The 24,774-nt window shown below is 68.9% G+C and carries 19 protein-coding genes; 13 read left to right on the top strand and 6 right to left on the bottom strand.

Features of this window, described 5'->3' with window-relative positions; translation table 11 throughout:
• Positions 1 to 131: 131 nt before the first annotated feature.
• Positions 132 to 1,712 (bottom strand): histidine ammonia-lyase, encoded by a 1,581-nt coding sequence (gene hutH, locus AMS65_RS02085; protein ID WP_053382503.1) that lies wholly within the window; start codon positions 1,710 to 1,712, stop codon positions 132 to 134.
• A 125-nt stretch (positions 1,713 to 1,837) separates the two neighbouring features.
• Here hutH and AMS65_RS02080 point away from each other — a divergent pair, with 125 nt between their 5' ends.
• Positions 1,838 to 2,800, top strand: a complete 963-nt coding sequence (locus AMS65_RS02080; RefSeq protein WP_053382502.1) for an agmatinase family protein — start codon at positions 1,838 to 1,840, stop codon at positions 2,798 to 2,800.
• Positions 2,801 to 3,006: 206 nt separating this feature from the next.
• On the opposite strand, the gene AMS65_RS02075 is transcribed toward AMS65_RS02080, so the two are convergent.
• Both AMS65_RS02075 and AMS65_RS02070 read right to left on the bottom strand, forming a co-directional pair.
• Positions 3,007 to 3,699, bottom strand: coding sequence for a uracil-DNA glycosylase (locus AMS65_RS02075; RefSeq protein WP_394324713.1), 693 nt, complete (start codon positions 3,697 to 3,699; stop codon positions 3,007 to 3,009).
• Positions 3,700 to 3,722: 23 nt separating this feature from the next.
• On the bottom strand, positions 3,723 to 4,496 hold the full coding sequence (locus tag AMS65_RS02070) for an SDR family oxidoreductase (RefSeq protein WP_193786995.1): 774 nt from the start codon (positions 4,494 to 4,496) through the stop codon (positions 3,723 to 3,725).
• Between the two features lie 210 nt (positions 4,497 to 4,706).
• Here AMS65_RS02070 and AMS65_RS02065 point away from each other — a divergent pair, with 210 nt between their 5' ends.
• Positions 4,707 to 6,032 carry a bifunctional o-acetylhomoserine/o-acetylserine sulfhydrylase gene (locus tag AMS65_RS02065; protein ID WP_053382500.1) on the top strand — a complete coding sequence of 442 codons (1,326 nt, stop codon included), beginning with the start codon at positions 4,707 to 4,709 and terminating at the stop codon, positions 6,030 to 6,032.
• A gap of 144 nt (positions 6,033 to 6,176) precedes the next feature.
• A complete protein-coding gene (gene metX, locus AMS65_RS02060) occupies positions 6,177 to 7,382 on the top strand; it encodes a homoserine O-acetyltransferase MetX (RefSeq protein WP_053382499.1) in 1,206 nt (401 codons plus the stop codon).
• Here the strand turns inward: metX and AMS65_RS02055 are convergent.
• Positions 7,360 to 7,719: a hypothetical protein gene (locus AMS65_RS02055; protein WP_053382498.1), complete on the bottom strand. Its 360-nt coding sequence runs from the start codon at positions 7,717 to 7,719 to the stop codon at positions 7,360 to 7,362. The genes metX and AMS65_RS02055 overlap by 23 nt on opposite strands.
• Before the next feature lie 393 nt (positions 7,720 to 8,112).
• Here AMS65_RS02055 and AMS65_RS02050 point away from each other — a divergent pair, with 393 nt between their 5' ends.
• From AMS65_RS02050 to AMS65_RS02030, 5 genes are all read left to right on the top strand, one after another.
• Positions 8,113 to 9,153, top strand: a complete 1,041-nt coding sequence (locus AMS65_RS02050; RefSeq protein WP_053382497.1) for a hypothetical protein — start codon at positions 8,113 to 8,115, stop codon at positions 9,151 to 9,153.
• 3 nt (positions 9,154 to 9,156) lie between these two features.
• Positions 9,157 to 10,680 carry a peptidoglycan-binding domain-containing protein gene (locus tag AMS65_RS02045; RefSeq protein ID WP_241489303.1) on the top strand — a complete coding sequence of 508 codons (1,524 nt, stop codon included), beginning with the start codon at positions 9,157 to 9,159 and terminating at the stop codon, positions 10,678 to 10,680.
• A 209-nt stretch (positions 10,681 to 10,889) separates the two neighbouring features.
• Positions 10,890 to 11,552, top strand: coding sequence for an ABC transporter ATP-binding protein (locus AMS65_RS02040; protein ID WP_053382594.1), 663 nt, complete (start codon positions 10,890 to 10,892; stop codon positions 11,550 to 11,552).
• Positions 11,549 to 12,844 (top strand): ABC transporter permease, encoded by a 1,296-nt coding sequence (locus AMS65_RS02035; protein WP_083451411.1) that lies wholly within the window; start codon positions 11,549 to 11,551, stop codon positions 12,842 to 12,844. Before AMS65_RS02040 ends, AMS65_RS02035 begins: the two co-directional genes overlap by 4 nt.
• Before the next feature lie 83 nt (positions 12,845 to 12,927).
• Positions 12,928 to 13,515: a hypothetical protein gene (locus tag AMS65_RS02030; RefSeq protein WP_157502015.1), complete on the top strand. Its 588-nt coding sequence runs from the start codon at positions 12,928 to 12,930 to the stop codon at positions 13,513 to 13,515.
• Between the two features lie 225 nt (positions 13,516 to 13,740).
• On the opposite strand, the gene AMS65_RS02025 is transcribed toward AMS65_RS02030, so the two are convergent.
• Positions 13,741 to 14,787, bottom strand: coding sequence for a hemolysin family protein (locus AMS65_RS02025; protein WP_053382495.1), 1,047 nt, complete (start codon positions 14,785 to 14,787; stop codon positions 13,741 to 13,743).
• Positions 14,784 to 16,124, bottom strand: coding sequence for a hemolysin family protein (locus AMS65_RS02020; protein WP_053382494.1), 1,341 nt, complete (start codon positions 16,122 to 16,124; stop codon positions 14,784 to 14,786). The genes AMS65_RS02025 and AMS65_RS02020 overlap by 4 nt, the downstream gene beginning before the upstream one ends.
• Positions 16,125 to 16,369: 245 nt before the next feature.
• On the opposite strand from AMS65_RS02020, the gene AMS65_RS02015 reads away from it, so the two are divergent.
• From AMS65_RS02015 to AMS65_RS01995, 5 genes are all read left to right on the top strand, one after another.
• On the top strand, positions 16,370 to 20,047 hold the full coding sequence (locus AMS65_RS02015; RefSeq protein ID WP_075200788.1) for a multifunctional oxoglutarate decarboxylase/oxoglutarate dehydrogenase thiamine pyrophosphate-binding subunit/dihydrolipoyllysine-residue succinyltransferase subunit: 3,678 nt from the start codon (positions 16,370 to 16,372) through the stop codon (positions 20,045 to 20,047).
• Positions 20,048 to 20,058: 11 nt separating this feature from the next.
• Positions 20,059 to 20,844, top strand: a complete 786-nt coding sequence (locus AMS65_RS02010) for a FadR/GntR family transcriptional regulator (RefSeq protein WP_053382493.1) — start codon at positions 20,059 to 20,061, stop codon at positions 20,842 to 20,844.
• Positions 20,841 to 21,551, top strand: a complete 711-nt coding sequence (locus AMS65_RS02005) for a cache domain-containing protein (protein ID WP_053382492.1) — start codon at positions 20,841 to 20,843, stop codon at positions 21,549 to 21,551. The genes AMS65_RS02010 and AMS65_RS02005 overlap by 4 nt, the downstream gene beginning before the upstream one ends.
• A 338-nt stretch (positions 21,552 to 21,889) precedes the next feature.
• On the top strand, positions 21,890 to 23,392 hold the full coding sequence (locus AMS65_RS02000; protein ID WP_053382491.1) for an aldehyde dehydrogenase family protein: 1,503 nt from the start codon (positions 21,890 to 21,892) through the stop codon (positions 23,390 to 23,392).
• Between the two features lie 115 nt (positions 23,393 to 23,507).
• Positions 23,508 to 24,764, top strand: coding sequence for an aminotransferase family protein (locus AMS65_RS01995; protein WP_083451422.1), 1,257 nt, complete (start codon positions 23,508 to 23,510; stop codon positions 24,762 to 24,764).
• The last annotated feature ends 10 nt before the right edge of the window (positions 24,765 to 24,774 follow it).

Genomic DNA, 24,774 nt, shown 5'->3' with positions numbered 1-24,774 from the left:
CGAAACGCGGAGTCCCACATGGCTGCCTCGTACGGTCTGATGCAGCCATGTGGGACTCCGTGTTTCTCAGCGTTTCTCGGCGTTTCTCGGCGTTTCTCAACGACAGGATCGGGGTGCGGGATCGCACTCGCTCAGGCGAGCGGAGCGCCGACCGCCCGCTCCACCTCGGTCAGCACCTCTCCGCTCGCCACGAACTCGTGGGCCACGGCGATGGTCGGCGAGAGGAAGGAATCGGTGTCGGGCTCCGAGATGCGGGTGCGGAAGAGCGCGTGAACGGCCGCCGTCGCGGGCGCGGGGGCGCCCTCGCCCGCAGCCGAGCGGAAGTCGAGCGCCCGGGTGGAGGCGAGCAGCTCGATCCCGAGCACGCGCGCCAGGCCGTCGACGGCGCGGCGCAGCTTGCGTCCCGCGTGCCAGCCCATCGAGACGTGGTCCTCCTGCATCGCCGACGAGGGGATCGAATCGACCGAGGCGGGAGCCGCGAGGCGCTTGAGCTCGGACACGATGCCCGCGGCGGTGTACTGCGCGATCATGAGGCCCGAGTCCAGGCCGGCGTCGGCCGCGAGGAAGGGCGGCAGGCCGTGATTGCGCGCCACGTCGAGGAAGCGGTCGGTGCGGCGCTCGGAGATACTGGCCACGTCGGCGACCGCGATGGCGAGGAAGTCGAGCACATAGGCGACGGGGGCGCCGTGGAAGTTGCCGTTCGACTCCACGCGGCCGTCGAGGGTGACGACCGGGTTGTCGACGGCCGACACCAGCTCGACCGCCGCGACCCGCGCGGCGTGGGCGGCGGTGTCGCGCGCCGCCCCGTGCACCTGCGGTGCGCAGCGCAGCGAGTAGGCGTCCTGCACCCGCGTGAATTCGCCCTCGCGCGGGCGCTGGATCAGACCCGAGCCGTCGAGCACGCTGCGCATGTTGGCTGCCGCGCTCGCCTGGCCGGGGTGCGGGCGCAGCGCCTGCAGATCGGCGGCGAACACCGCGTCGGTGCCGGTCAGCGCCTCGACGCTCGCGGCGGCGGCGACGTCGGCGACCGCCAGCAGCCGCGTGAGATCGTGCAGCGCGAGGCAGAGCATGCCGAGCATGCCGTCGGTGCCGTTGATGAGGGCCAGCCCCTCCTTCTCGGCCAGCACGAGCGGCGCGATGCCGGCAGCGGCGAGCGCGTCCGCCGCCGGCACCGGAGCGGCGTGCGGGTCCCGCGAGACGCGCACCTCTCCCTCGCCCATCAGCGTGAGCGCGCAGTGCGCGAGCGGGCTGAGGTCGCCCGAGCAGCCGAGCGAACCGTACTCGTGCACCACGGGCGTGATGCCGGCGTTGAGAATGGTCGCGTAGGTCTCGACCACGACCGGGCGCACACCCGTGCGGCCGGTCGCGAGGGTGTTCAGGCGCAGCAGCATGAGCGCGCGCGCCACCTCCCGCTCGACCTCCGGGCCCGTGCCCGCCGCGTGCGAGCGGATGAGGCTGCGCTGCAGCTGCTGGCGCTTCTCGACCGGGATCTGCACCTTGGCGAGTGCGCCGAAGCCGGTGGAGACGCCGTAGTGGGGCCGGCTGTCGTTCGCCAGATCCTCGATGATCTGCCGGCTCGCGGCGACGCGCGCGAGCGCCTCCGAGGAGAGCTCGACGGGTGCGTCCTCTCGGGCGACGGCGACGACGTCCGCGACGGTCAGCGGTGCGGCGCCGAGGACGACGGCGGGGGTACGGGAAGAAGAACTGCTCATGTTGTCGATTCCATCTGAAGGCGGCGCTGCAGGCGATAGCCTCGCCGCCTTCATTGTCCGGGATACCGGACTTGATCGCAAGGGACCCTGGCCGCTGGCAATCGTCTCTTGCTAACGTCGCAGATATGAGCGCTGAAGCCGTATCCCCGCCCCTGTCGCACGATCCCTCCTGGCCACGAACGGGCGGCTGGCCGGAGCCCGACGCCGTCGGAGCCCGGGCCGAGCTCACGATCGTGGGCGTGCCCACCGCGCACACCTCGCTCTCCCCCACCAACGCGCACGAGACCCCGGCCGCGATCCGCGCGGCGCTGCGGCGCTACTCGTCGCACCTCGTGGCGCTCGGCAACCCGGGCGGCCGCGGCCCCGAGGCCGAGCTGGTGCTCGACGAAGAACTGCGCATCGCCGACGCCGGAGACCTCGCCGATCCCGATACGGAGGCCGGGGAGATCGCGGCCGCCGAGCGGATCGCGGAACTCGCGCAGCGCTCCGAGCTCGTCGTGGCGCTCGGCGGCGACAACGCCCTGACCGTGCCCGCCGCGCTCGGCGTAGCCGGATCCGCGCTCGACACGGCCGGGCTCATCACGCTCGACGCCCACCACGACCTCCGCGACGGGCGCAGCAACGGCTCGCCCGTGCGACGCCTCGTCGAGGCCGGCCTCAACCCGCACCGCATCGTGCAGATCGGCATCGCGGACTTCGCCAACTCGCGCGCCTACCGGCAGCGGGCGCGCGAGCTGGGCATCACCGTGATCCACCGCGACGAGCTGCACGACCGCCCGCTGCGCGAGGTGGTCGACGAGGCGCTGCACATCGCGGGCGCCGGTGGCGGGCCGATCCACGTCGACCTCGACGTCGACGTCTGCGACCGCTCGGTCGCACCCGGCTGCCCGGCCTCGATCCCCGGCGGCCTCGAGGCGCACGAGCTGCGCCGCATCACCCGGCTGCTCGCCGCCGATCCCCGCGTGCGCGGCATCGACATCGCCGAGGTCGACGCGTCGGCAGACGCCCCCGACGGTCGCACGGTGCGGCTCGCGGCGCTCCTCGTGCTCGAGGCCGCAGCGGGTCTCGCCCAGCGCCTCGGGCGGTAGCGAGGCACGAGCGCGCCACCGCCGATCGAGCGGAGCGAGGCACGAGCGCCCCACCGCCGATCGAGCGGAGCGAGGCACGAGCGCAGTCGAAATCAAGGCTGCGCGGGCCGCCTGGGTTTCGACTCGCTCCGCTCGCTCAACCGGCGGGCGGGATCCGCTCGCTCGACCGGCGGGCGGACCCCGGTCGACCTGCGCTGGTCGCCGGTCTACTCCTGGCGGGTCAACTCCCACTGCACGGGCTCCGCGCCCTGCGCCTGCAGCGCCTCGTTCGCGCGGCTGAAGGGGCGCGAGCCGAAGAAGCCGCGGGAGGCCGACAGCGGCGACGGGTGCGGGCTCTCGATGCTCGGCACGTCTCCCAGCATCGGCTTCAGCGAACGGGCGTCATTGCCCCAGAGGATCGCGACGAGCGGCCCGCCCCGCGCGACGAGCGAGCGGATCGCGTGCTCGGTGAGCGCCTCCCACCCCTTGCCGCGGTGCGAGGCCGGCGTGCCCGCGCGCACCGTCAGCACGCGGTTGAGCAGCATGACTCCGTGATCGGCCCACGCGGTGAGATCGCCGTGCGCGGCGGGGGCGATGCCCAGATCGTCCTGCATCTCCTTGTAGATGTTCTGCAGGCTGCGCGGGATCGGCCGCACCTCGGGTGCGGTGGCGAAGGAGAGCCCGATCGGGTGGCCCGGGGTCGGATAGGGGTCCTGCCCCACGATGAGCACTCGCACGTCGGCGAGGGGACGCTGGAATGCGGCGAGGATCCGGTCCCCCGCCGGGAGCACCCGCTGCCCCTCCGCCCGCTCGGCGTTCAGAAAGCGTCCCAGTTCGGACAGGCGGTCGCCCACCGGTTCGAGCGCCTCGGCCCAGTCCGCCGCGATGTAGCCGTGCTCGGCCAGCTCGTTCAGGTTCATTCCCACGTTCTCACCCGCCCCGCTCATCCGGCCTTCGGAGCCAGCGGCCCGCGATGCGTGTGGAAGACGCTCGACTGCGCCACCGGCCGCAGCACGATGAGGTCCTGGTTCACGTGCGGCGGCTGCTCGAAGGCGCCCACCAGCACCTGCGCGACGTCCTCGGCGCGCAGCGGGATCACGTCCGCATAGGGCGCCTCTGCCGCCTCGGCGTCGCCCCGCAGGCGGTTGAGCGTGAACTCCTCGGTGTGCACGAGCCCCGGCGCGAGTTCCATGACCCTGATCGGCTCACCCGCGAGCTCGAGTCGCAGTACCTCCGTCACCGCGCGGGCCGCGTACTTCGCCGCGTTGTAGCCTCCGCCTCCGGGGTAGGCGCTGTGCCCGGCGGTCGAGGTGAGGTTGAGGATCGACGCCCAGCCGGTGCGCCGCGCGCCCTCGCGCAGCACCGGCAGCATCGCCGCCGTCACCGCCCGCAGGCCCAGCACGTTGACCTCGAACATGCGCCGCCAGTCCTCGTTCGAGGAGTGCTCCACCGACTCGGTGCCGATCGCACCGCCCGCGTTGTTGACGAGGCCCGTGGCACCGCCCGTCTCGGCGACCTCGGCCGCGAGTCGCGCCACCTGCTCTTCGTCCGTCACGTCGCAGACCACCGCGTGCGCCCCGGTCTCCTCCGCGAGAGCGCGCAGTCGATCCTCGCGCCGGGCGACGGCGACGGTCTGCCACCCGAGTTCGACGAACCGTCGCACGGTCGCCGCTCCGATCCCGGAACTCGCGCCCGTCACCACCACTCGCCTCAGCATGCGCTCTCCTTCCGACGGTTCCGCTTCGATCCTAATGTCCTCGTCGACACAGCCCGTCGTGGACGCAGCCGTCGCACCGACCACCAGATTACGCGGCGTGTCCCATACCATTGTCGTTCTCAGATGCGCTTCGTAGTCTGTTCACCAGCGCAGCACCGCGCGCCACCTTTCTCCATCACACGCAGCAAGCACACTCAGCGAGGAGCACCCATGACCGACCACACCGCCTGGGGATTCGAGACCAAGCAGATCCACGCGGGCCAGCAGCCCGACCCGGCGACCGGCGCACGCGCGCTGCCGATCCACCAGACCACCGCCTTCGTCTTCGACAGCACCGAGCAGGCGGCCAACCGCTTCGCACTCGCGGAGCTCGGGCCCATCTACACCCGCATCACCAACCCGACGCAGGACGTCGCCGAGCAGCGCGTCGCCGCACTCGAGGGCGGCGCCGCGGCGCTGCTGCTCGCGAGCGGCCAGGCGGCCTCGACCTTCGCCGTGCTCAACATCGCGAACTCGGGCGACCACATCGTCTCCTCCAGCTCGATCTACGGCGGCACCTACAACCTCTTCAAGTACTCGCTCGCGAAGCTCGGCATCGAGGTCACCTTCGTCGAGGATCAGGACGACCCCGCCGCGTGGCAGCGCGCCGTGCGTCCCAACACCAAGCTCTTCTTCGCCGAGTCGATCGCCAACCCGCGTTCCAACGTGCTCGACATCCGCGCGGTCGCCGACGTGGCGCACGAGAACAGCGTGCCGCTCATCGTCGACAACACGGTCGCGAGCCCCTACCTGGTGCGTCCGATCGAGCACGGCGCCGACATCGTGCTCCACTCGGCCACGAAGTTCCTCGGCGGCCACGGCACCACCCTCGGCGGGGTGATCGTCGATGGCGGCAAGTTCGAGTGGTCGAAGCACGTCGACAAGTTCCCCGGCCTCACCGAGCCGGATCCCTCGTACAACGGCGTCAGCTACACCGGCGCCGTGGGCGACGCGATCGCCTACATCATCAAGGCGCGCGTGCAGCTGCTGCGCGACCTGGGCTCGGCGATCGCCCCGAACAGCGCCTGGCTGCTGCTGCAGGGCATCGAGACGCTGTCGCTGCGCATCGAGCGCCACGTGCAGAACGCGCAGAACGTCGCCGAGTGGCTCGACGCGCACGACGACGTCGCCACCGTCTACTACTCGGGCCTGCCCACCTCGCCCTGGTACGCGGCCGCGAACCAGTACGCACCCAAGGGTGTGGGCGCCGTGCTGTCGTTCGAACTGAAGGGCGGTGTCGAGGCCGGCAAGGCCTTCGTCAACTCGGTCGAGCTGTTCAGCCACGTCGCGAACATCGGCGACGTGCGCTCGCTCATCATCCACCCGGCATCGACCACGCACTCGCAGCTCACCCCCGAGCAGCAGCTCACCGCGGGTGTCACCCCGGGTCTCGTGCGCCTCTCGGTGGGCCTCGAGCACATCGATGACATCAAGGACGACCTCGAGAAGGGCTTCGCGGCGGCGCGCGCGGTCGTCGCAGCCGCCGCCAACGCATAGGCGCACGCACCGCAAATCGGAGTCCCGAAGGGCTGCTTCACCTCGCAGGAAGCAGCCCTTCGGGACTCCGATTTCTCATGTTCGGCATCCACCCGCTCGTAACATTCGCGCGCGCCACCCGCAGCCCCGGCAGAATGGACAGTTATGGACTGGCAGACGCCCGAGGACTCGTTCCCCACCGACTTCATCACGGACGCGCAGCTGCGCGCCCTCATGGGGCGGCCGCCGATCTCGGGCGGCTGGCGCGACGGGGACCCGGTGGGCGAGCGCGACTTCGTGCCGATCGGAGCGGTCACGACCGAGGCGGGCGTCGAGATCCCGAACGCGCGCATCGCCTACGAGACCTTCGGCGAGCTGAATGAGCGCCGCGACAACGCGATCCTCGTCTTCCACGCGCTCACCGGAGACAGCCATCTCGTCGGCTCCGCGGGTCCCGGGCACCCCACCGACGGCTGGTGGTCGGAGATCGTCGGCCCGGGCCGCCCGCTCGACACGAGCCGCTACTGCATCGTCGCGCCCAACGTGCTGGGCGGGTGCCAGGGGTCGACGGGCCCGGGCTCCCTCGACCCGACGGGCCGCGAGTGGGGTGGCCGCTTCCCCTACCTCACGATCCGCGACCAGGTGGCCGCGGCGGCGCGCTTCGCCGACGAGATCGGGATCGAGCGCTTCGAGGCCGTGATCGGCGGCTCGATGGGCGGCATGCACGCGCTCGAGTGGAGCATCGCTCACCAGGATCGCACGGCCCGCCTCGCCGTGATCGCCGCGCCGCCCGTGACGACTGCCGATCAGATCGGGCTCAACCTCGTGCAGCTGGAGGCGATCCGCTCCGATCCCTCGTACCGCGGCGGAAACTACTACGACGCTCCCGACGGCATCGGCCCGCACCACGGCCTCGCGACGGCCCGCCGGCTCGCCCTGCTCAACTACCGCAGCAACACCGAGCTCGACGAGCGCTTCGGCCGCTCCTGGCAGTCGGCGGTCAGCCCCCTGGGCAGCGGCGGGCGCTTCGCGGTGGAGTCGTACCTCGACTTCCACGGCAACAAGTTCACGCGCCGTTTCGACGCCAACAGCTACGTCACGCTGGTGCAGGCCATGAACTCGCACGACGTGGGCCGCGGCCGGGGCGGGGTGCGCGCCGCGCTCTCGACGCTCGAACTGCCGACGCTGGTGCTCGGCGTCCCGAGCGACCGCCTCTTCACCCTCGACGGTCAGGACGAGATCGCCCGACACACCCCGGGCAGTCTCGACGGGGATCGCGCCACACGCATCGACTCGCCGTTCGGGCACGACGCATTCCTCATCGAGTTCGAGAAGGTGGGCGCGCAGCTCACCCGGCTGCTGGCGGTGTAAACGACTCGGGGGCCGTCCAACCGCTGCCTGATTCGGCCACGGCACGATCCGGATCGACCTGCGCGGCAGATCCTGGATCGGTCGAGCCGCCTGCGGCGATGAGCGCCGAGAGACGGTGAGCCTCGATCATCGACACCGCCACCGTCGACAGCACTCCGACGCCCAGCAGCACGAGCCCGGCGGGCCACACCGCTTCGACCTCGCCGAACCCGTCGTCGTACCAGCGCACGGTCTCGCGGGTCACGGTGAGCCCGATCCCCGTGAAGAGAGCGCTCAGGCTGAGCGCCCACGCGAAGAAACGAAGGAGCGGTGCGAGAACGAGAGCGTGGGTATTCATCGGACTCCTCAAACTATTGCGGGGCCGGGGGCCTCAGCGGCGGTCGGAATGTTTAGCCCGATCATACGGTTCAGTTCCGCACTGCCGAGCCCGAACTGCTCGGCCAAGCGCACAACTTCTGTGTCGGTGATCTGCCGATGGCGCTCGCCGAACGCCGCGTCGGACACGCTCGCCCCACACCGCCCGCACAGCCTCGAAGCATCCACCCGGATATAAATCGGATCAGCGTCTTAAAATCACGATATATTATCCGCGAGGCTGTCGATCGACCCGCAGTCGGGTACGGGTATTTTTACGGAAACCCCTCCCGACTTAGCCGACACCTATGTGATAACTTGACCGGAGATGCGACGGGGCCAGTCCCCGCAACCGCCCGAGAATTGAGGTTCCGCCATGCCCCGATCGCTCCCCCAGCGCGTTTCGATTCCCGCCCTGGCGTTGTTCGCCGCCGCGGCCCTCGCCCTGACCGGCTGCTCGGGCGGCAAGTCGGGCACCGACGCGACCGCAGAGGACGGCCCGCTCTCGAAGTACCTGTCGGCGCTCTGGGACGGCGAGGAGTACACCCAGGAGAAGCTCGACGCCGAGACGAAGCAGACCGAGGAGCTCGTCGCCGAGTGCATGAGCACGGAGGGCTTCGAGTACACGCCCGATGTGCAGAACGGCGGCACGATCTACAGCTCCGAAGAAGACGAAGGAGTCGAGTGGGGCTCCGAGGAGTTCGCCAAGCAGTACGGCTACGGCATCGTGAGCTGGCCGGGCATGGAGGATATGCCCGAGGACACGGGCGAGGAGTACATCGACCCCAACCAGGACTACGTCGAAGCGCTCAGCGAGTCGGAGCAGCAGGCCTACTACGAGGCGCTGCACGGCCCCAGTCCCACGGAGGAGGAGATCGCCGCCATGGACGAGGACGGCGGTTACGAGTACGACTGGACGAAGAACGGCTGCTACGGCGCTGCGCAGCACGAGGTGCAGTCCGAGACGAACGGCGGCATGGCCGCGTACGAGGATCCCGAGTTCGAGGACCTCTTCGAGTCGTCCAACCAGCTGTACGAAGCGCTCTGGAGCGAGGACAGCCCGAACGAGGACGTGCTCAAGCTCAACCGCGAGTGGGCGGACTGCATGGCCGACGCGGGATACGACGGATTCTCCTCCCCCATGCTGGCGCAGCAGGCGATGAGCGATGAGTACAACGAGTTGCAGATGCCCGACGGCGAAGACGGCGAATTGCAGGAGCCCAGCAAGGCCGACCAGAAGAAGTTCCAGGAGCGCGAGATCGAGGTCGCCCTTGCCGATCAGGGCTGCAAGGGGAAGATCGGCTACGACGACGGCCTCCTGAAGATCCAGTTCGATCTGGAGCAGAAGTTCGTCGATGAGCACAAGGCCGAGCTCGACGCGCTCGTGGCCAAGCACGGCGTCGAGAAGAAGCAGTAACCGGTGGCGTCGCTGAAACGGGGACGCAGAGGGAACACGGAACAGGATCCGTCGGCGCCGCACACCGCCGCGCAAGATCTCGAAGCACCGGACCCCGGAACTCCGGACCCCAAAGCACCGGACCTCGAAACTCCGGACCCCGAGTCCCCGAAGACCAAGCGCAGCTGGTCGGGCACCCGCCTGGTCGCACTGATCGCGGCCGTCGCGGTGGTGTCGCTGCTGGCCGGCATAGCGGTGATGCAGTTCATCGTCTCGCCAGCCGAGATCGCGGCTCGCACCGCGCCGCCCGAGCCCGGACCCGTCACCGCTCCCGTCGAGGAGCGGGTGATCGAGAACACCATCGTGGCGCGCGGCGAGGTCACCTACGCCGACGCGGTCGACGTGGAGATCGACGCCGCCGGCGGCGAGGACCGGCCCGTCGTCACGGGGCACGTGCCCGAGATCGGCACGGTGTTCAAGGCCGGCAACGTGGCGCTCGAGCTCGCCGGACGCCCCGTGATCGTGCTGTCGGGGGCCCTGCCCGCATACCGCACGCTGAGCGTGGGCATGCGGGGCCCCGACGTGGTGCAGCTCAAGGTCGCACTGAACACGATGGGCTACGCGGCCGGGGATCCCGATTCGGATCTCTTCGAGTACGACACCGCCACCGCGCTCGGCGCCCTCTACGAGCAGACCGGCTACGAGGCGGCGAACGGCGGCCCCGATGCCCAGCTCGCGCTGCGCGACGCCGAGCGATCGGTGCGCGACGCGAACACCTCCGTCGCGCAGGCGCAGGCCGCTCTGCAGGAAGCGGTCGACGGCGGCGCCAAGAACGTGATCGGCGAGCAGGCCGCGGTGAACTCGGCGTGGGAGGCGCTTTCGGATGCCCAGGAAGCCCTGGTAGCCGCTCAGGAGGGGGTGCTGCCCCGGCTCCCGTCGAGCGAGGTGCTCTTCCTCAGCGATCTGCCCCGTCGCGTCGATGATGTCTCGGTGGCTCGTGGCGACATCCTCTCGGGCTCGCCCATGAGCGTCTCCGGCGCAGCACTCACCATCGTCGGCACCTTCTCGAAGCAGGATGCCGATCTGCTGAGCGAGGGCGACGAGGCGTTCTACCCCGGCCCCGACGGCGACGAACTCGCCGCGACCGTGCAGAAGATCGCGACCCCGAAGTCGGGCGGCGGATCCGACGGGGAGAACGGCGAGAGCGGTGAGGGCGGCGGTCAGGGCGGCGGCGACCGCTACACCGTGACGCTCTCCCCCGGCGAACTCACCCCGGAGCAGATCGATGCCCTCCGCGGCACGAACGTGCGCCTGCGCATTCCCATCGCCTCGACCGACGGCGAAGTACTGGCGGTGCCCATCGCCGCGCTGTCGGCGGGATCGGGTGGCGAGGATCGCGTGGAGCTGCTGATCGACGTGAAGAACGGGGCGGACGCCGAGACCGAGATCATCACGGTCGAGGCGGGACTCGCGGCCGACGGTTTCGTCGAGATCGCGTCCGAGGATCCCCGCCTCACGGCGGGGGCGAAGGTCGTGGTCGGCCGGTGAGCCGCATCGAGGATCTGCTGGCGAGCACCGAGGATCAACCCGCGAGCACCGAGGATCAGCCGGCAGGCTCGGATGCCGCTGCGCTGCGTCCCCGCGCCGCCGACCGCCGGGTGGTGCGCACGGCGCGCCGCCGGGCGCGCGCACGGGCCCGGGCCACGAGCACCGGGAGCACGGCGCCCGCCGGCGACCCCGATTACCCGGGGCCCGTCATCCAGCTCGAAGACGTCACGCGATTCTTCCCCGGCCCGCCCCCGGTCAACGCGCTGCGCGGTATCGACCTCACGGTCGAGCGCGGCGACTACCTGGCCATCGTCGGGCCGTCGGGCTCGGGCAAGTCGACCATGCTCAACACCCTCGGCCTGCTCGACCGTCCCAGCACCGGCCGCTTCCTGTTCGAGGGCGTCGATGTCTCCCAGCTCGGCGACGACGACCGCGCGGCGCTGCGCAGTCGCGCCATCGGCTTCGTGTTCCAGTCGTTCCATCTGCTCCCCACCCGCACCGTGCTCGAGAACGTGATGCTCGCGGGCACCTACGCCGGTCTCGGGCACGAGCAGCGGGAGCCGCTGGCCCGTGCGGCGCTCGAGCGCGTCGGCCTCACGCACCGCGTCGACTTCTCCCCGGGCACGCTCTCGGGCGGCGAGCGCCAGCGCGTGGCCATCGCGCGCGCCGTCTGCACATCACCGCGGCTGCTGCTGGCCGACGAGCCGACGGGCAACCTCGACCGGCAGAACTCCGCGTCGATCATGCGCCTCTTCGACGAGCTGGGAGCCGACGGCCTCACGATCGTGATGATCACCCACGACGAAGCGGTGGCGGCCTCGGCCGGCAGGCGCGTGCGCATGCACGACGGCGAACTCTCGGAGTTGGCGTGAAGCGCGGGGCCCCGGCGGAGGAACGAGGTTCCGCGCAGCAGAAGCCACGCAGGCGGTTCGGCGGGCGCGGCCGTCCGCGGCAGCCGGCGGTCTCCGTGCGCGACCTGGTGCACGAGTCGCTCGAGGGGGTCGGCGCACGGCCCTCTCGGCTCGTGATCACGCTGATCGGAACCGTGCTCGGGATCGCCTCGCTCGTGGCGACGATCGGTTTCGCTCAAACCGCCGCGGGCCAGATCGCGCAGCAGTTCGACGCGCTGGCTGCGACCCGTGTCACCGTCGAGCCGGGTTCGACGAGCTCCCCGGGCGGGAAGGAGCGCGCGACGTCCCGCATCCCCTGGGACGCGGTGGAGCGCACGGAGACGCTCGCCGGCGTCGAGCGCGCGGCGCTCTACGCGAAGGTGCCGAACGCTCCCCGGGTCGACGCGGTGCAGGTGCAGGATCCCTCGGCCGCGCAGCGGAGCTCTCCGCCCGTGATCGCGGCTTCCCCGGAGCTGCTGGACGTGGTGCGAGGATCGGTGCAGACGGGCCGCTTCTACGACTCCGGGCACGAGGAGCGGAGGGATCGCGTCGCGGTGCTCGGAGCGAGCGCGGCCGAGCAACTCGGGATCAACCGCGTCACCGGGCAGCCCGCGGTCTTCATCGGAGACCGCGCCTATACGGTCATCGGCATCATCGGCGACGTCGGCACGCGCAGCGGGCTGCTCGATTCGGTGATCGTGCCCGTGAGCACGGCACGCGCCGGGCTCGGACTCACCGCGGCCGACAGCCTCGACCTGCGCATCGACGTCGGCGCCGGCTCCGTGGTCGCGCGCCAGGCCCCGCTCGCGCTCAACCCCAACGACCCGGAGGCCTTCAAGGTGTCCGCGCCCAGCAGCACGAACGAGTTGCAGTCGAACGTCGAGGCCGACATCAATGTGCTCTTCCTCGCGATCGGCATCGTGGCCCTGGTGGGCGGCGGTATCGGCATCGCCAACGTCACGCTGCTCTCCGTCTCGGAGCGGCGCGGCGAGATCGGCCTGCGACGGGCGTTGGGGGCGCGAACTCGCGACATCGCCCGTCAGTTCATCCTCGAGTCGCTCACGACGGGAGTGCTGGGCGGGCTCATCGGAGTGGCCGTCGGCCTCTTCGCGCTGATCGCCGTGTGCGTGATGCAGCAGTGGACTCCCGTGATCGCCTCCTGGGCCGCGCCGCTCGGCGTCGTGGTCGGAGCGCTGGTCGGTCTCGCCGCCGGCGGCTACCCCGCGGTGAAGGCCGCTCGCATCGAACCCGTCGACGCGCTGCGCGACGCATAAGCCCGCACACATCGCGCTTTAGGCCGCCTCTCACCTTCGGCGCGTAGTCTCAGCGGGTACGTCGAACGCGAAGGGTCGGGTCTGTGACTGCAGTGCAGGTGAGTCGTTCCGCGCGAGCCATCGGGTTCATCGCGACCGTGTCGGCCGCGCTGCCGCTGTGCCTCGCCGGGTGCGCCCCCGCTCCGAGCACGAGCGTGCAGGCCGCCGAGCTGCGCGCGGCAGTCGATTCCGACCTGCTCGAGATGCCGACGACCAGGACCTACGACATCTCCGACACCCAGCTGCTGACCCCGGTCGACAACCCGGCGCTGCAGGCCCTGCTCGATGGTCGGGTGACGTCGTCGGGATACATCGTGCTCAACGACGGCGTGATCACCGAAGCGCGGTACGAAGTGAGCGCCGAGGGACTGCCCGACGCCGAGTTCGTACTCACCGAGCCGACGGCGCTGCGCCGGGCGAACAGCGAGGTCGGCACCGTCACCGTGACCGGCACGCTCTCCGTGAACGGAGCGGTGCGCACCGGAACGACCGTGCGCCTCACACCGACCGTGCTGAGCAAGGACGCCGCCGAGTTCGATGTCACGCTGAGCATCCCGGACAACCCGCTCGTCGCCGGCGCGGAGCTCCCGCTCGACGAGATCTCGGCGCACATCGTACTCACTGCTCACTGATTCGCCGCCGTCGCAGGTTTCGACTCGGCTCCGCCTCGCTCAACCAGCGAGAACACTCCCCTCCGACGGTTGAGCGACCGACGAAGAAGGGAGTCGAAACTCAACACGGCGCACCCCGGTTTCGACTCGGCTCCGCCTCGCTCAACCAGCGAGGACACTCCCCTCCGCCGGTTGAGCGACCGACGAAGGAGGGAGTCGAAACCCAACACGGCGCAAGGCTCCCGGCTATTCGTACCGCTGCCGCTTCGTCGCGTCATGGATCTCGCCGACGAGCTCCTCGATCACGTCCTCGAGGAACACGACGCCCAGCTCTCCGCCCTCTGAATCGTGGATGCGGGCGAGGTGGATCCCGCGCGCCTGCATGCGCGCGAGCACATCCTCCAGCTCCGTGGCGGCGTGGACCGAGACCATCTCGCGAATGCGCTTGGGCGGGATCGCCTCGGAGATCCGCTCCTCCCCCAGCCGCACGAGGTCCTTGATGTGCACGTAGCCGTCGAGCTCGCCGTCGGCGCCCGCGATCGGGTACCGGGAGAAGCCGTGCCTCGCGACAGCCGCTTCGACGTCGCCCGGAGTCGAGCCCGCAGGCAGCACCACGAGCCGGTCGAGCGGCACGAGCAGGTCCTCCGCCCGCTTGGTGGTGAACTCGAACGCCGCCGTGAGCGCACCGCTGCGGTCTTCCAGCACGCCCTCGCGCGTCGAATGACTCACGATGCTCGCGACCTCCTCGAGCGTGTAGGTGCTGTTGGTCTCCGACTTCGGTTCGACGCCGAAGAGGCGCAGCACCCCGTTCGCGATCGCGTTGAGCGCGGCGATCACGTGGCGCAGCAGGCGCGAGACCGCGACGAGCGGCGGCGCGAGCAGCAGCACGGCCTGATCCGGCATCGAGAAGGCCGCGTTCTTCGGCACCATCTCGCCGAACACCACGTGCAGGTAGGAGACGCCCAGCAGCGTCAGCACGAACGCCGTGATGCTCACCGCTTCGGGGGCGAGCCCGGTCCAGGCGAGCGGCCCCTCGAGCAGGTGGTGGATCGCGGGTTCCGAGACGTTGAGGATCAGCAGCGAGCACACGGTGATGCCGAGCTGGCTGGTCGCGAGCATGAGCGTCGCGTGCTCCATCGCATAGAGCGCCGTCTTGGCGCGCTTCGAGCCGGCGTCGGCCCTCGGCTCGATCTGGGATCGCCGTGCGGAGATCACCGCGAACTCCGCACCGACGAAGAAGGCGTTGATCACGAGCAGCACCACGAGCCAGACGATGCCCATCCAGTCGCTCATCGTCCGTCCTCCCGGTCGTCGATCGCGTCGGCCCCTTCGGGCAGCGGCACGCTCGTATAGCGCAGCCGCGCGATGCGGCGTCCATCCATGCGCTCGACGCGCAGCGTGCCGCCGTCGGCGAGCATCACCTCGTCGCCCGGCTCGGGGATGCGGCCGAGCTCGCGCAGCACGAAGCCGGCGACGGTGTCGTACTCATCGCTGTCCGGAATGTCGATCCCGGTCTGATCGAGGACCTCGTCGGGTCGCAGGTCGGCCGGGAAGGTCATCTTCTCCGCGGTGCCGACGACGCCGGCCGCGGCGCGGTCGTGCTCATCGGCCACCTCGCCCACGATCTCCTCGACCAGGTCCTCGAGCGTGACGATGCCGGCCGTGCCGCCGTACTCGTCCACCACGATGGCCAGCTGGAAGCCGGTGGAGCGCAGTTCCTCGAGCAGCTGGTCCAGACGCATGGTCTCCGGTACGCGCACCAGCTCCTCGGCGAGCGCCGCCACCGGCACCTCGGGCCTCCTGGCCCTGGGCACGGCCACCGCCTGCTTCACGTGCACCACACCCACCACGTCGTCGCGATCCTCGTCGATCACGGGGAAGCGCGAGAATCCCGTGCGACCCGACAGCTCGAGCACGGCTGTCGCCGGTTCGAGCCGCTGCAGGCTCTCGACCTTGAGCCGGGGGGTCATCACGTCGGCCGCGGTCAACTCGGAGAAGCGCAGCGTGCGGTCGAGCAGGGTCGCGGTGTCGGCCTCGAGCAGGCCCGCGCTCGCGGAGTGGCGCACGAGCGAGGAGAGCTCCTCGGCCGATCTGGCGCCCGAGAGCTCCTCCTTCGGCTCGATGCCGATCCCGCGCAGGATGCCGTTCGCGCTGCCGTTGAGCACGAGGATCGCGGGCTTGAAGGTCGCGGTGAACGCCCCCTGAGCCGGCATCACGAGACGCGCGGTCGCGAGCGGTTTCGCCAGCGCGAAGTTCTTGGGCACGAGCTCGCCCACGATCATGGAGAAGACGGTCGCGAGCGCCACCGCGATGGGGGCGCTGATGGCGCGCCGCAGTCCCTCGGGCACGCCGAGCGCTCCGAGCGGTCCGTCGAGGAAGCCGCTGATGGCGGGCTCCAGCGTGTACCCCGCGAGCAGCGTCGTGAGGGTGATGCCCAGCTGCGCGCTCGACAGGTGCGTCGAGGTGATCGAGAGGCCCCGGATCACACGATCAAGGCCGCGTTCGCCGGCGGATCTGCGTCGCTCGAGATCTTGGCGGTCGAGCGCCACGAGCGAGAATTCGGCGGCGACGAAGATGCCGGTGCCCACGGTGAGCAGAATGCCGATGAGCAGGAGGATCCAGTCGTTCACCGGCGGCTCCTGGTGGATGCGAAATGCCGCGCTTCAGCGCGGCCGGTACTCGGGGGCTCCGCCGGTCTTCGAGAGTCTGCGTCCATAGGCTTACAGACTGTACCAGCAGACGCTGCAGATTCTGCTGGGAGTATGGCCGCACGATCGCCCCGAAAGGCGTAGGCTTAGTTGAGGTACGGCTATGGAGCCACACCCTCGGCTACTACACCTTTGCCTCACCCGGCATGAAACGAGAGGACGTCGCTTTGGCGGAGCGCACGGAGACCACTGGACAGGCTGGTCCCGCAGGAGATTTCGGTGCAAATGAGTGGCTCGTCGACGAGCTGTGGAAGCAGTATCAAGTCGACAAGAATTCGGTAGACCGCTCATGGTGGCCGGTGCTGGAGAAGTACGGGACCACCGCTCAGGTTCCCGCCGCACCGCAGCCCCAGGTCAACGTCGGCCCCTCGACCACCCCGATCACCACGCCGGCGCAGCCCGCGCGCACGACGAACGCGGCTCCCCGTGAGGCGCCGATCCCCGCCGACGCACCGCGCTCCGCTCCCCGCGCCGAGGCCGAGGAGACTCGGGAGGACGAGGTCACGCCGCTCAAGGGCATGGCCCGCACCCTCTCCAAGAACATGGACCAGAGCCTCACGGTCCCCACCGCCACCAGCGTGCGCACCATCCCGGCGAAGCTCCTGATCGACAACCGCATCGTCGTCAACAATCACCTGCGGCGCAGCCGTGGCGGCAAGGTCTCCTTCACCCACCTCATCGGCTGGGCGCTGATCCAGTCGATCAAGGAGTTCCCCAGCCAGAACGTGGCCTACGCCGAGATCGACGGCAAGCCCTCGGTCGTGGCACCCGCGCACATCGGGCTCGGGATCGCGATCGACGTGCCCAAGCCCGACGGCACCCGCTCGCTCCTGGTCCCCTCGCTCAAGCGGGCCGAGACGCTCGACTTCAACGAGTACCTCGCGGCCTACGAGGACCTGGTGAAGCGCACCCGCGACAACAAGCTCACCGCTGCCGATTTCCAGGGCACCACCATCTCGCTCACCAACCCGGGCGGCATCGGCACCGAGCACTCGGTGCCGCGCCTCATGCAGGGCCAGGGCTGCATCATCGGCGCGGGCGCGCTCGAGTACCCGGCCGAGTTCCAGGGCGCCTCGCAGGAGGTCCTCACCAACCTCGGCGTCGGCAAGACCATCACGCTCACGAGCACCTACGACCACCGCGTGATCCAGGGCGCCGGATCCGGCGAGTTCCTGAAGCTCGTGCACGAGCGGCTCACCGGCGGGCATCGCTTCTACGAGGAGATCTTCGCAGCGCTGCGCATCCCGTACAAGCCCGTGCAGTGGGCGTCCGACATCCACGTCGACATCTCCGGCGCGATCGACAAGACCGCTCGTGTGCAGGAGCTCATCAACTCCTTCCGCGTGCGCGGCCACATGATGGCGGACGTCGACCCGCTCGAGTACCAGCAGCGCACCCACCCCGACCTCGAGATCGAGTCGCACGGCCTCACCTTCTGGGACCTCGACCGGGAGTTCGTGACCGGCGGCATCGGGGGCAAGCGCGCGATGAAGCTGCGCGACATCCTCGGCGTGCTGCGCGACTCCTACTGCCGCAAGATCGGCATCGAGTACATGCACATCCAGGATCCGGCGCAGCGCCTCTGGCTGCGCGAGCAGCTCGAGGTGCCCTACGCCAAGCCGAGCCACGACGAGCAGATGCGCATCCTCGAGAAGCTCAACGAGGCCGAGGCCTTCGAGACCTTCCTGCAGACCAAGTACGTGGGCCAGAAGCGCTTCAGCCTGGAGGGCAGCGAGTCGGTCATCCCGCTGCTCGACGCGATGCTCATCGATGCGGCCGAGGACGGCGTCGACAGCGTCGACATCGGCATGGCCCACCGCGGCCGCCTCAACGTGCTCTCCAACATCGCGGGCAAGACCTACGGTCAGATCTTCCGCGAGTTCGAGGGAGCCCAGGCCCAGAAGGGCGGCTCGGGCGACGTCAAGTACCACCTCGGCACCTCCGGCGTCTTCACCGCCCCCAACGGTACGCAGGTGCCCATCCACCTCGCCGCCAACCCCTCGCACCTCGAGACCGTCAACGGCGTGCTCGAGGGCATCGTGCGCGCCAAGCAGGATCTGAAGCCGATCGGCTCGTTCACCACGCTGCCGATCCTCGTCCACGGCGACGCGGCCATGGCCGGCCAGGGCGTCGTCTACGAGACCCTGCAGATGTCGCAGCTGCGCGGCTACCGCACGGGCGGCACGATCCACATCATCATCAACAACCAGGTCGGTTTCACCACCCTTCCCGTGGATTCCCGCTCGGGCATCTACTCCTCCGAGGTCGGCAAGGTGGTGCAGGCGCCGATCTTCCACGTGAACGGCGACGATCCCGAGTCGGTCGTGCGCGTGGCGAAGCTCGCCTACGAGTTCCGCCAGCGCTTCCACATCGACGTCATCATCGATCTGGTGTGCTACCGCCGCCGCGGCCACAACGAGGGCGACGACCCCTCGATGACCCAGCCGCTCATGACCGACCTCATCGAGGCCAAGCGCTCCACCCGTCGCCTGTACACGAGCGCGCTCGTCGGTCGCGGCGACATCACCGAGGAGGAGTACGACAAGGCGAAGCAGGACTTCCAGGATCGCCTCGAGCTGGCCTTCCAGGAGACGCACGCGGCGCAGACCGGTTCGATCCCGATCGTCGGCGCGAGCGGCATCGCCGAGCTCGCCGAGGTCGGCGGCCCCGGCCCCGCTCCGCTCGAGACGGCCGTGGACCTCAGTGTGGTCGAGCGCATCGGCGACGCCTTCGCGAACAAGCCCGAGGGCTTCACCGTGCACCAGAAGCTGCAGCAACTGCTCAACAAGCGCTTCGCCATGACCCGCGAGGGCGGCATCGACTGGGGCTTCGGCGAGCTGCTCGCTCTGGGTTCGCTGCTCATCGAGGGCACCGCGGTGCGCTTCGTCGGACAGGACGCCCGCCGCGGAACCTTCGCGCAGCGCCACGCGGTCTTCCACGATCGCAAGAACGGGCAGGAGTGGATCCCGCTGCTCAACCTCTCCGATGAGCAGGCTCGGTTCTGGATCTACGACTCGCTGCTCTCCGAGTACGCCGCCCTCGCCTTCGAGTACGGCTACTCGCTGCAGCGGGAAGACGCGCTCGTGCTGTGGGAGGCGCAGTTCGGCGACTTCGCGAACACCGCGCAGGCCGTGATCGACGAGTACATCGCCGCGGCCGAGCAGAAGTGGGGCCAGCGTTCGTCGGTCGTCCTGCTGCTGCCGCACGGGTACGAGGGGCAGGGCCCCGATCACTCCTCCGCGCGCATCGAGCGATACCTGCAGCTGTGCGCCGAGGACAACATGATCGTCGCCCGCCCGTCGACCCCGGCCAACTACTTCCACCTGCTGCGCCGACAGGCCTACGCACGCCCCCGCAAGCCGCTGATCGTCTTCACCCCGAAGTCGATGCTGCGTCTGCGCGGCGCGACCTCCTCGGTCGAAGAGTTCACCAGCGGCACCTTCCAGCCGGTGATCGACGATCCGGTGGTCGAGGACAAGCAGGCCGTCGAGCGGGTTCTGCTGGTCTCGGGCAAGATCTACTACGATCTGCGCGCGGCCCTCGACAAGCGCCCCGACCCCCGTGTCGCGCTCGTCCGCGTCGAGCAGTACTACCCGATCCCCGGCCCGCAGCTGGGCCGGGTGCTGGCTCAGTACAGCGGCGTCGATCTGGTGTGGGTGCAGGACGAGCCCGAGAACCAGGGGGCTTGGCCGTTCATCTCGCTCGAGCTGTCGAAGCACCTGGCGAACGACCGCATCCGCGTGATCTCCCGATCGGCTTCGGCCGCCCCCTCGACGGGATCGGCGAAGGTGCACGCGGTCGAGCAGGAGGCCCTCCTCGCCCGCGCGCTGCAGTTCGACGCGTAGGCGGCGATCAGGTGCAGCAGCCGCTCCTCGGTCAGACCCCGTCGCAGGGCGAGGGCACGCCCTCCGGCCCGAACGTCGGCGGGATCGCCCAGCGCATCTCCTCGGCGATCTCGATGGGGATGCTCAGCGTAGGAGAACGGCTGCCGCCCGAGGCCGAACTCGCGAGCCAGTTCGGGATCGCGGTCGCCACGCTGCGCAAAGCGCTGGCGAAGCTGCGTGCGCAGGGTGTGGTGGAGACGCGGCGAGGTCGCAACGGCGGCACCTTCGTCGTGCAGGCGCCCTTCCCCTCCTCCGAGGCGCTGCAGGCATCGCTGCGGGCCACGAGCCTCGTCGCGCTGCGCGATTTCTTCGACGAGCATGCAGCGGTCTCGGGGATGGCGGCGCGGCTCGCCGCCGAGCGCACGGAGCCGGGTCGCCGCACGCGCCTCGCCGAGTTCGCCTTTCAGGCGCGCGAGGCGCGCAGCTCACGGGAGCGCTCGATGGCCGACAGCCGGTTCCACTTCGAGGTCGCCGTGCTCAGCCACTCGCAGCGGCTGCTCACGGCCGAGCAGCGCCTGCAGTCCGAGCTCTCCCCCTTCCTCTGGTGCGAGGGCGTGTGCCGCGCGTCGGCTCAGCTCGCCTTCACCGAGCATCTCGCCATCACCACGGCGATCGAGCAGCAGCGCGCAGAGGAGGCTCAGCAGCTCGCCGTCGACCACGTCAAGAGCAATATGCGACTGATCATCGACGGCAAGATCGCCCTCGGCCGCGCGCAGGGCGCCGCCGCACCGCCTCGGACCCTCGGAGGCTTCCGATGAGCGCCCCGGAGTCCGTGCAGACGGTCGTCGACAGCCTGAGCAGCTGGTTCACGCAGCACTTCGAGCGCCTCGAGGCGCTCTCCGAGGAGCTCATCGCCAACCTGGGCTTCACCGACACCGGGCTCATCGAGATCAGCGACTCGACGCGCCGCCGCCTCAAATCAGCTGCGGTGCGCTTCCTCGCGGAAGACGAGACCATCGACGGCTGCGGCCTGATCTTCGCGCACTCGGCGCTGGGAACCGAGAACGGCCACCTCGAGTGGTGGGTGAGAGAGGACGAGTCGCGCTTCGCCCGCTACTCGTTCGGCGTGGTACCCGGGGCCGACCGCTACTACGACTACGAGCACCACGAGTGGTTCATCAGGTCGTTCCACGAGGGGACGCCGGCACTCGTCGGTCCCTACATCGACTACCTCGGCGTGGAGGCCTACGTGCTCACGCTCACCGTGCCTGCCGAGGTGCGCGGCGCCCGCGTGGGAGCGGTCGGCAACGACATCCAGGTCGAGGATCTGGAGGCGGCTCTGCTCCCGGTGCTGCTGCAGCACTCCGTCGCGATGGCGCTGATCGGCCGGCACGGCAACGTGATCTTCAGCAATTCCTCACGGTTCCTTCCGGGAGACTACGTGCCGGATTCGCTGCCCGGCTTCCGTCGGGCGCAGATCGATCCCGCTCAGGCAGGCGTGCAGCTGCTCTACGCCGACGCCTGATCCCGCGCAGCCTGCGCGGCCTGCGCGGCCGTGAGCCCGGCGTCGGCTGCGCGGCGGTCTCATCCTGCGCGGCGGCGGGCCTCACGGTCTCCAACTCGACACCGCACTCGGTGGTCCGAGTGCCGTAGAGCCCCGCCTCCCCGCCGAGCACCTCGCGGCCCGCGGACGACGGACATCGACGCATCCAGCCCCTCGCTCGGTACTACTCGATATGAAGACATGACAGGATCACACTTCACGCTTTTAAATATAGAAAATAGTATGTACGATGACCGGTGAGGTCGGCCGCGCTGGAACCCATCGGCACGGCAATCGCACAACCCTCAGAAGGAGCAATAATGCAGAGTTCTGACCCTTGCCTCGGGCATTCCAGGGAAGTCCGCGAAGATGCCCGATCCTTCTTGAACAGGGACCAAGGACTCCGCCTCGGCAGCGGTCACGAACGCGCCTCCGACGATGAATCGACGTTCGACTCCGTCGATCCCTCGACCGGGAGCAGCCTGGGCCGCATCGCAGCGGCTTCTCCTTCAGATGTATCCGCTGCGGTCGACAAGGCTTCCAGAGCCCTCGGGGCCGAGGACTGGCGAGACATCAGCCCGACGACTCGCGCCGGCTACCTGTTCGATCTTGCAGACGCAGTCCGGGACCATCGAGAAACTCTGGCGGAGCTGGAATCGATCGATATGGGGAAACCCCTCTCGCAGTCCCTCGACGAGATCGACGGCGTCGAGCACGTGTTCCGGTACTACGGGGGCTGGCCGACCAAGCTGGAGGGAGACGTGAACCCGGTTCGTCAGCCCTTCTTCGGGATGACGCTTCGCCAACCCATCGGCGTATGCGCCGCAATCACCCCCTGGAACTACCCTCTCGCCATGGCCTCCCAGAAGATCGCTCCTGCGCTAGCCGCGGGAAACACGGTCGTCTTGAAGCCGTCTGAGCTTGCGAGCTACACCACTCTCTATCTCGCGGACCTTGCACGAGAGATCGGTCTTCCCGCAGGCGTGCTGAACGTTGTCCCGGGGTACGGCGACGTCGTAGGAGAGGCCTTGATTCGCCACCCAGACGTTCACAAGGTTTCATTCACCGGCTCCCCTCGCGTCGGACGTCACATCTTGGGCGTTGCGGGGCCCTCGATGAAGAAGGTCAGTGTTGAACTGGGAGGAAAGACCGCCAACATCGTCTTCCCCGATGCGGATCTGAGAAAGGCCGCCGCCGAATCCGCTGAATCCATCTGGGAGAATTCGGGCCAGCAGTGCATCGCCCCGTCACGCTTGTTCCTGCACGAGAGCATCCGAGACGAGATGCTGGAGCTGCTCCTGCAGGAGACCATGAAGTTCCGCCTGGGCGACCCGCTCGACACGGCGACTTCGATCGGCCCTCTGATTTCCCAAGCGCACCTTCAGAGCGTCTCTGGGTACATATCGTCCGCCATGGACCAGGGAGCATCTATCGTGAGTGGCGGAAAGATCTCCGAAGGCGATGGGTTCTATCTCGCACCAACCGTTCTCACGGACGTGACGAACAACATGCGAGTCGCCAGTGAAGAGATATTCGGTCCGGTTCTGTCGGTGATCGTCTTCCGCGACGAAGACGAGGTCCTTCGAATGGCGAATGAGTCCGAGTACGACCTTTCCGCTGCCGTCTGGACGAGAGACATCTCCCGGGCCTACCGATTCTCCACGCGGCTGCGAGGAGGGCTGGTGTGGGTGAACACGGTCGGGAGGATCGACCAGGGGCTCAGTTACGGCGGCCAGCACGTATCGGGGAACAGCCGAGAACTCGGCCGCGAGAGCGTTCTCGAGTATACGAGGAGCAAGTCGGTGCTCGTGGACCCCAGCTAGCAAGGGTCAGAAAAGGGCTCGGGATCTCGTGGAGGTCCCGAGCGTTGCAGGAGAACCGAGTCGGACGGACGGGCTTTGCGGCCCTGGCCCGTGGAAGTTGAGGAGAATGATGGCGATGGCCGGTACGAGTTCACCCGGGAACAGTCTGTGGAGCGCTCAGGCACAGATGCCCTCGATCGAGCGTCGCCAGATCGTGGTCGAACGCGGCGATGGAGCATACCTCACGACGACTGCTGGGCAGCGGCTGTTCGACGGCAGTGCGGGCCTGTGGCACACGAGCATCGGTCACGGCAGGCCGGAGATGGCCGAGGCGGCAGCCGAGCAGATCAGGCGGCTCGAGACCTGGCATGTCTTCGGGAGGTTCGCGAACGATCGGGCGATCGAGCTCACCGACCGGCTTTCCGAGCTCTCTCCCATCGAGGATCCGAGAATCATCCTGAACAGCGGAGGCTCGGATGCGGACGATCTGGCCTGCAAGCTCGCCCGCCACTACTGGCAGATCACGGGGAGGCCGGCGAAGCGATACATCGTGAGTCGCCAGTACTCGTACCACGGCCTGCACGCATACGGTACGAGCGTCGCCGGACTCGACTTCAACCGAGAGGGCTTCGGACCGTCGCTGGTACCGGAGACGCTTCGCGTCTCACCGGACGACATCGTCGAAGTGGAGCGCCAGATCATGGAGCTCGGCCCGGAGAACATCGCCGCGTTCATCGCCGAGCCGATTCTCGGCGCCGGCGGGGTGTATCCGCCCAAGCCAGGATATCTCGAGGGCATTCAGCGGATCTGCGACGAGTACGACATCCTGTTCATTCTCGACGAGGTGATCACCGGGTTCGGCCGTACCGGGCACATGTTCGCGACCGAACGCTACGGGCTGCGCCCGGATATCATCACCGTGGCAAAGGGGCTGACTTCCGGCTATGCGCCGATGGGAGGGGTGTTCGTCTCTCCCCGCGTCTGGGAGCCCTACTTCTCCCGCGGCGAAGAGTCGCATATCTTCAGACACGGCGTGACCTACTCGGGTCACGCGACAGGCAGCGCTCTAGCGCTGAAGAACTTGCAGATCATCGAAGACGAAGGCCTCGTCGCCCGGGCGGGCGAGTTGGAAGCCGTGCTGAGCGACGAGCTCGATGCGCTCGCTCGGCATGAACTCGTCGACGAGGTCAGGCACGAAGGATTCCTGGGGGCGATACAGTTCACCGATCGAGTCGGATCTGCTGAGATCGCGGACGAACTCATCGATAGGGGATACGTCTTGCGCCCCCTCAACGGAAACGCGCTGCAGGCGAGTCCCCCATTCATCGTCACCGATCTCGAGATCAAACAACTGATCGGTGCAGTGCGCGAGACACTCGACGGGCATCTGTGAAGGCGGCGTC

The sequence above is a fragment of the Leucobacter celer subsp. astrifaciens genome, from assembly GCF_001273835.1.
In the GTDB taxonomy this organism is placed as follows: domain Bacteria; phylum Actinomycetota; class Actinomycetes; order Actinomycetales; family Microbacteriaceae; genus Leucobacter; species Leucobacter celer.
This window is presented reverse-complemented; position numbering and strand designations above follow the sequence as displayed.

Bases quoted from the DNA above. Each gene is read 5' to 3' on its own strand.
- AMS65_RS02070 (WP_193786995.1), bottom strand. From the start codon at position 4,496: ATGCTGAGGCGAGTGGTGGTGACGGGCGCGAGTTCCGGGATCGGAGCG.
- AMS65_RS02065 (WP_053382500.1), top strand. From the start codon at position 4,707: ATGACCGACCACACCGCCTGGGGATTCGAGACCAAGCAGATCCACGCG.
- AMS65_RS02055 (WP_053382498.1), bottom strand. From the start codon at position 7,719: ATGAATACCCACGCTCTCGTTCTCGCACCGCTCCTTCGTTTCTTCGCG.
- AMS65_RS02000 (WP_053382491.1), top strand. From the start codon at position 21,890: ATGCAGAGTTCTGACCCTTGCCTCGGGCATTCCAGGGAAGTCCGCGAA.
- AMS65_RS02050 (WP_053382497.1), top strand. From the start codon at position 8,113: ATGCCCCGATCGCTCCCCCAGCGCGTTTCGATTCCCGCCCTGGCGTTG.
- AMS65_RS02025 (WP_053382495.1), bottom strand. From the start codon at position 14,787: ATGAGCGACTGGATGGGCATCGTCTGGCTCGTGGTGCTGCTCGTGATC.
- metX (WP_053382499.1), top strand. From the start codon at position 6,177: ATGGACTGGCAGACGCCCGAGGACTCGTTCCCCACCGACTTCATCACG.
- AMS65_RS02080 (WP_053382502.1), top strand. From the start codon at position 1,838: ATGAGCGCTGAAGCCGTATCCCCGCCCCTGTCGCACGATCCCTCCTGG.
- AMS65_RS02075 (WP_394324713.1), bottom strand. From the start codon at position 3,699: ATGAACCTGAACGAGCTGGCCGAGCACGGCTACATCGCGGCGGACTGG.
- AMS65_RS01995 (WP_083451422.1), top strand. From the start codon at position 23,508: ATGGCCGGTACGAGTTCACCCGGGAACAGTCTGTGGAGCGCTCAGGCA.
- hutH (WP_053382503.1), bottom strand. From the start codon at position 1,712: ATGAGCAGTTCTTCTTCCCGTACCCCCGCCGTCGTCCTCGGCGCCGCA.
- AMS65_RS02005 (WP_053382492.1), top strand. From the start codon at position 20,841: ATGAGCGCCCCGGAGTCCGTGCAGACGGTCGTCGACAGCCTGAGCAGC.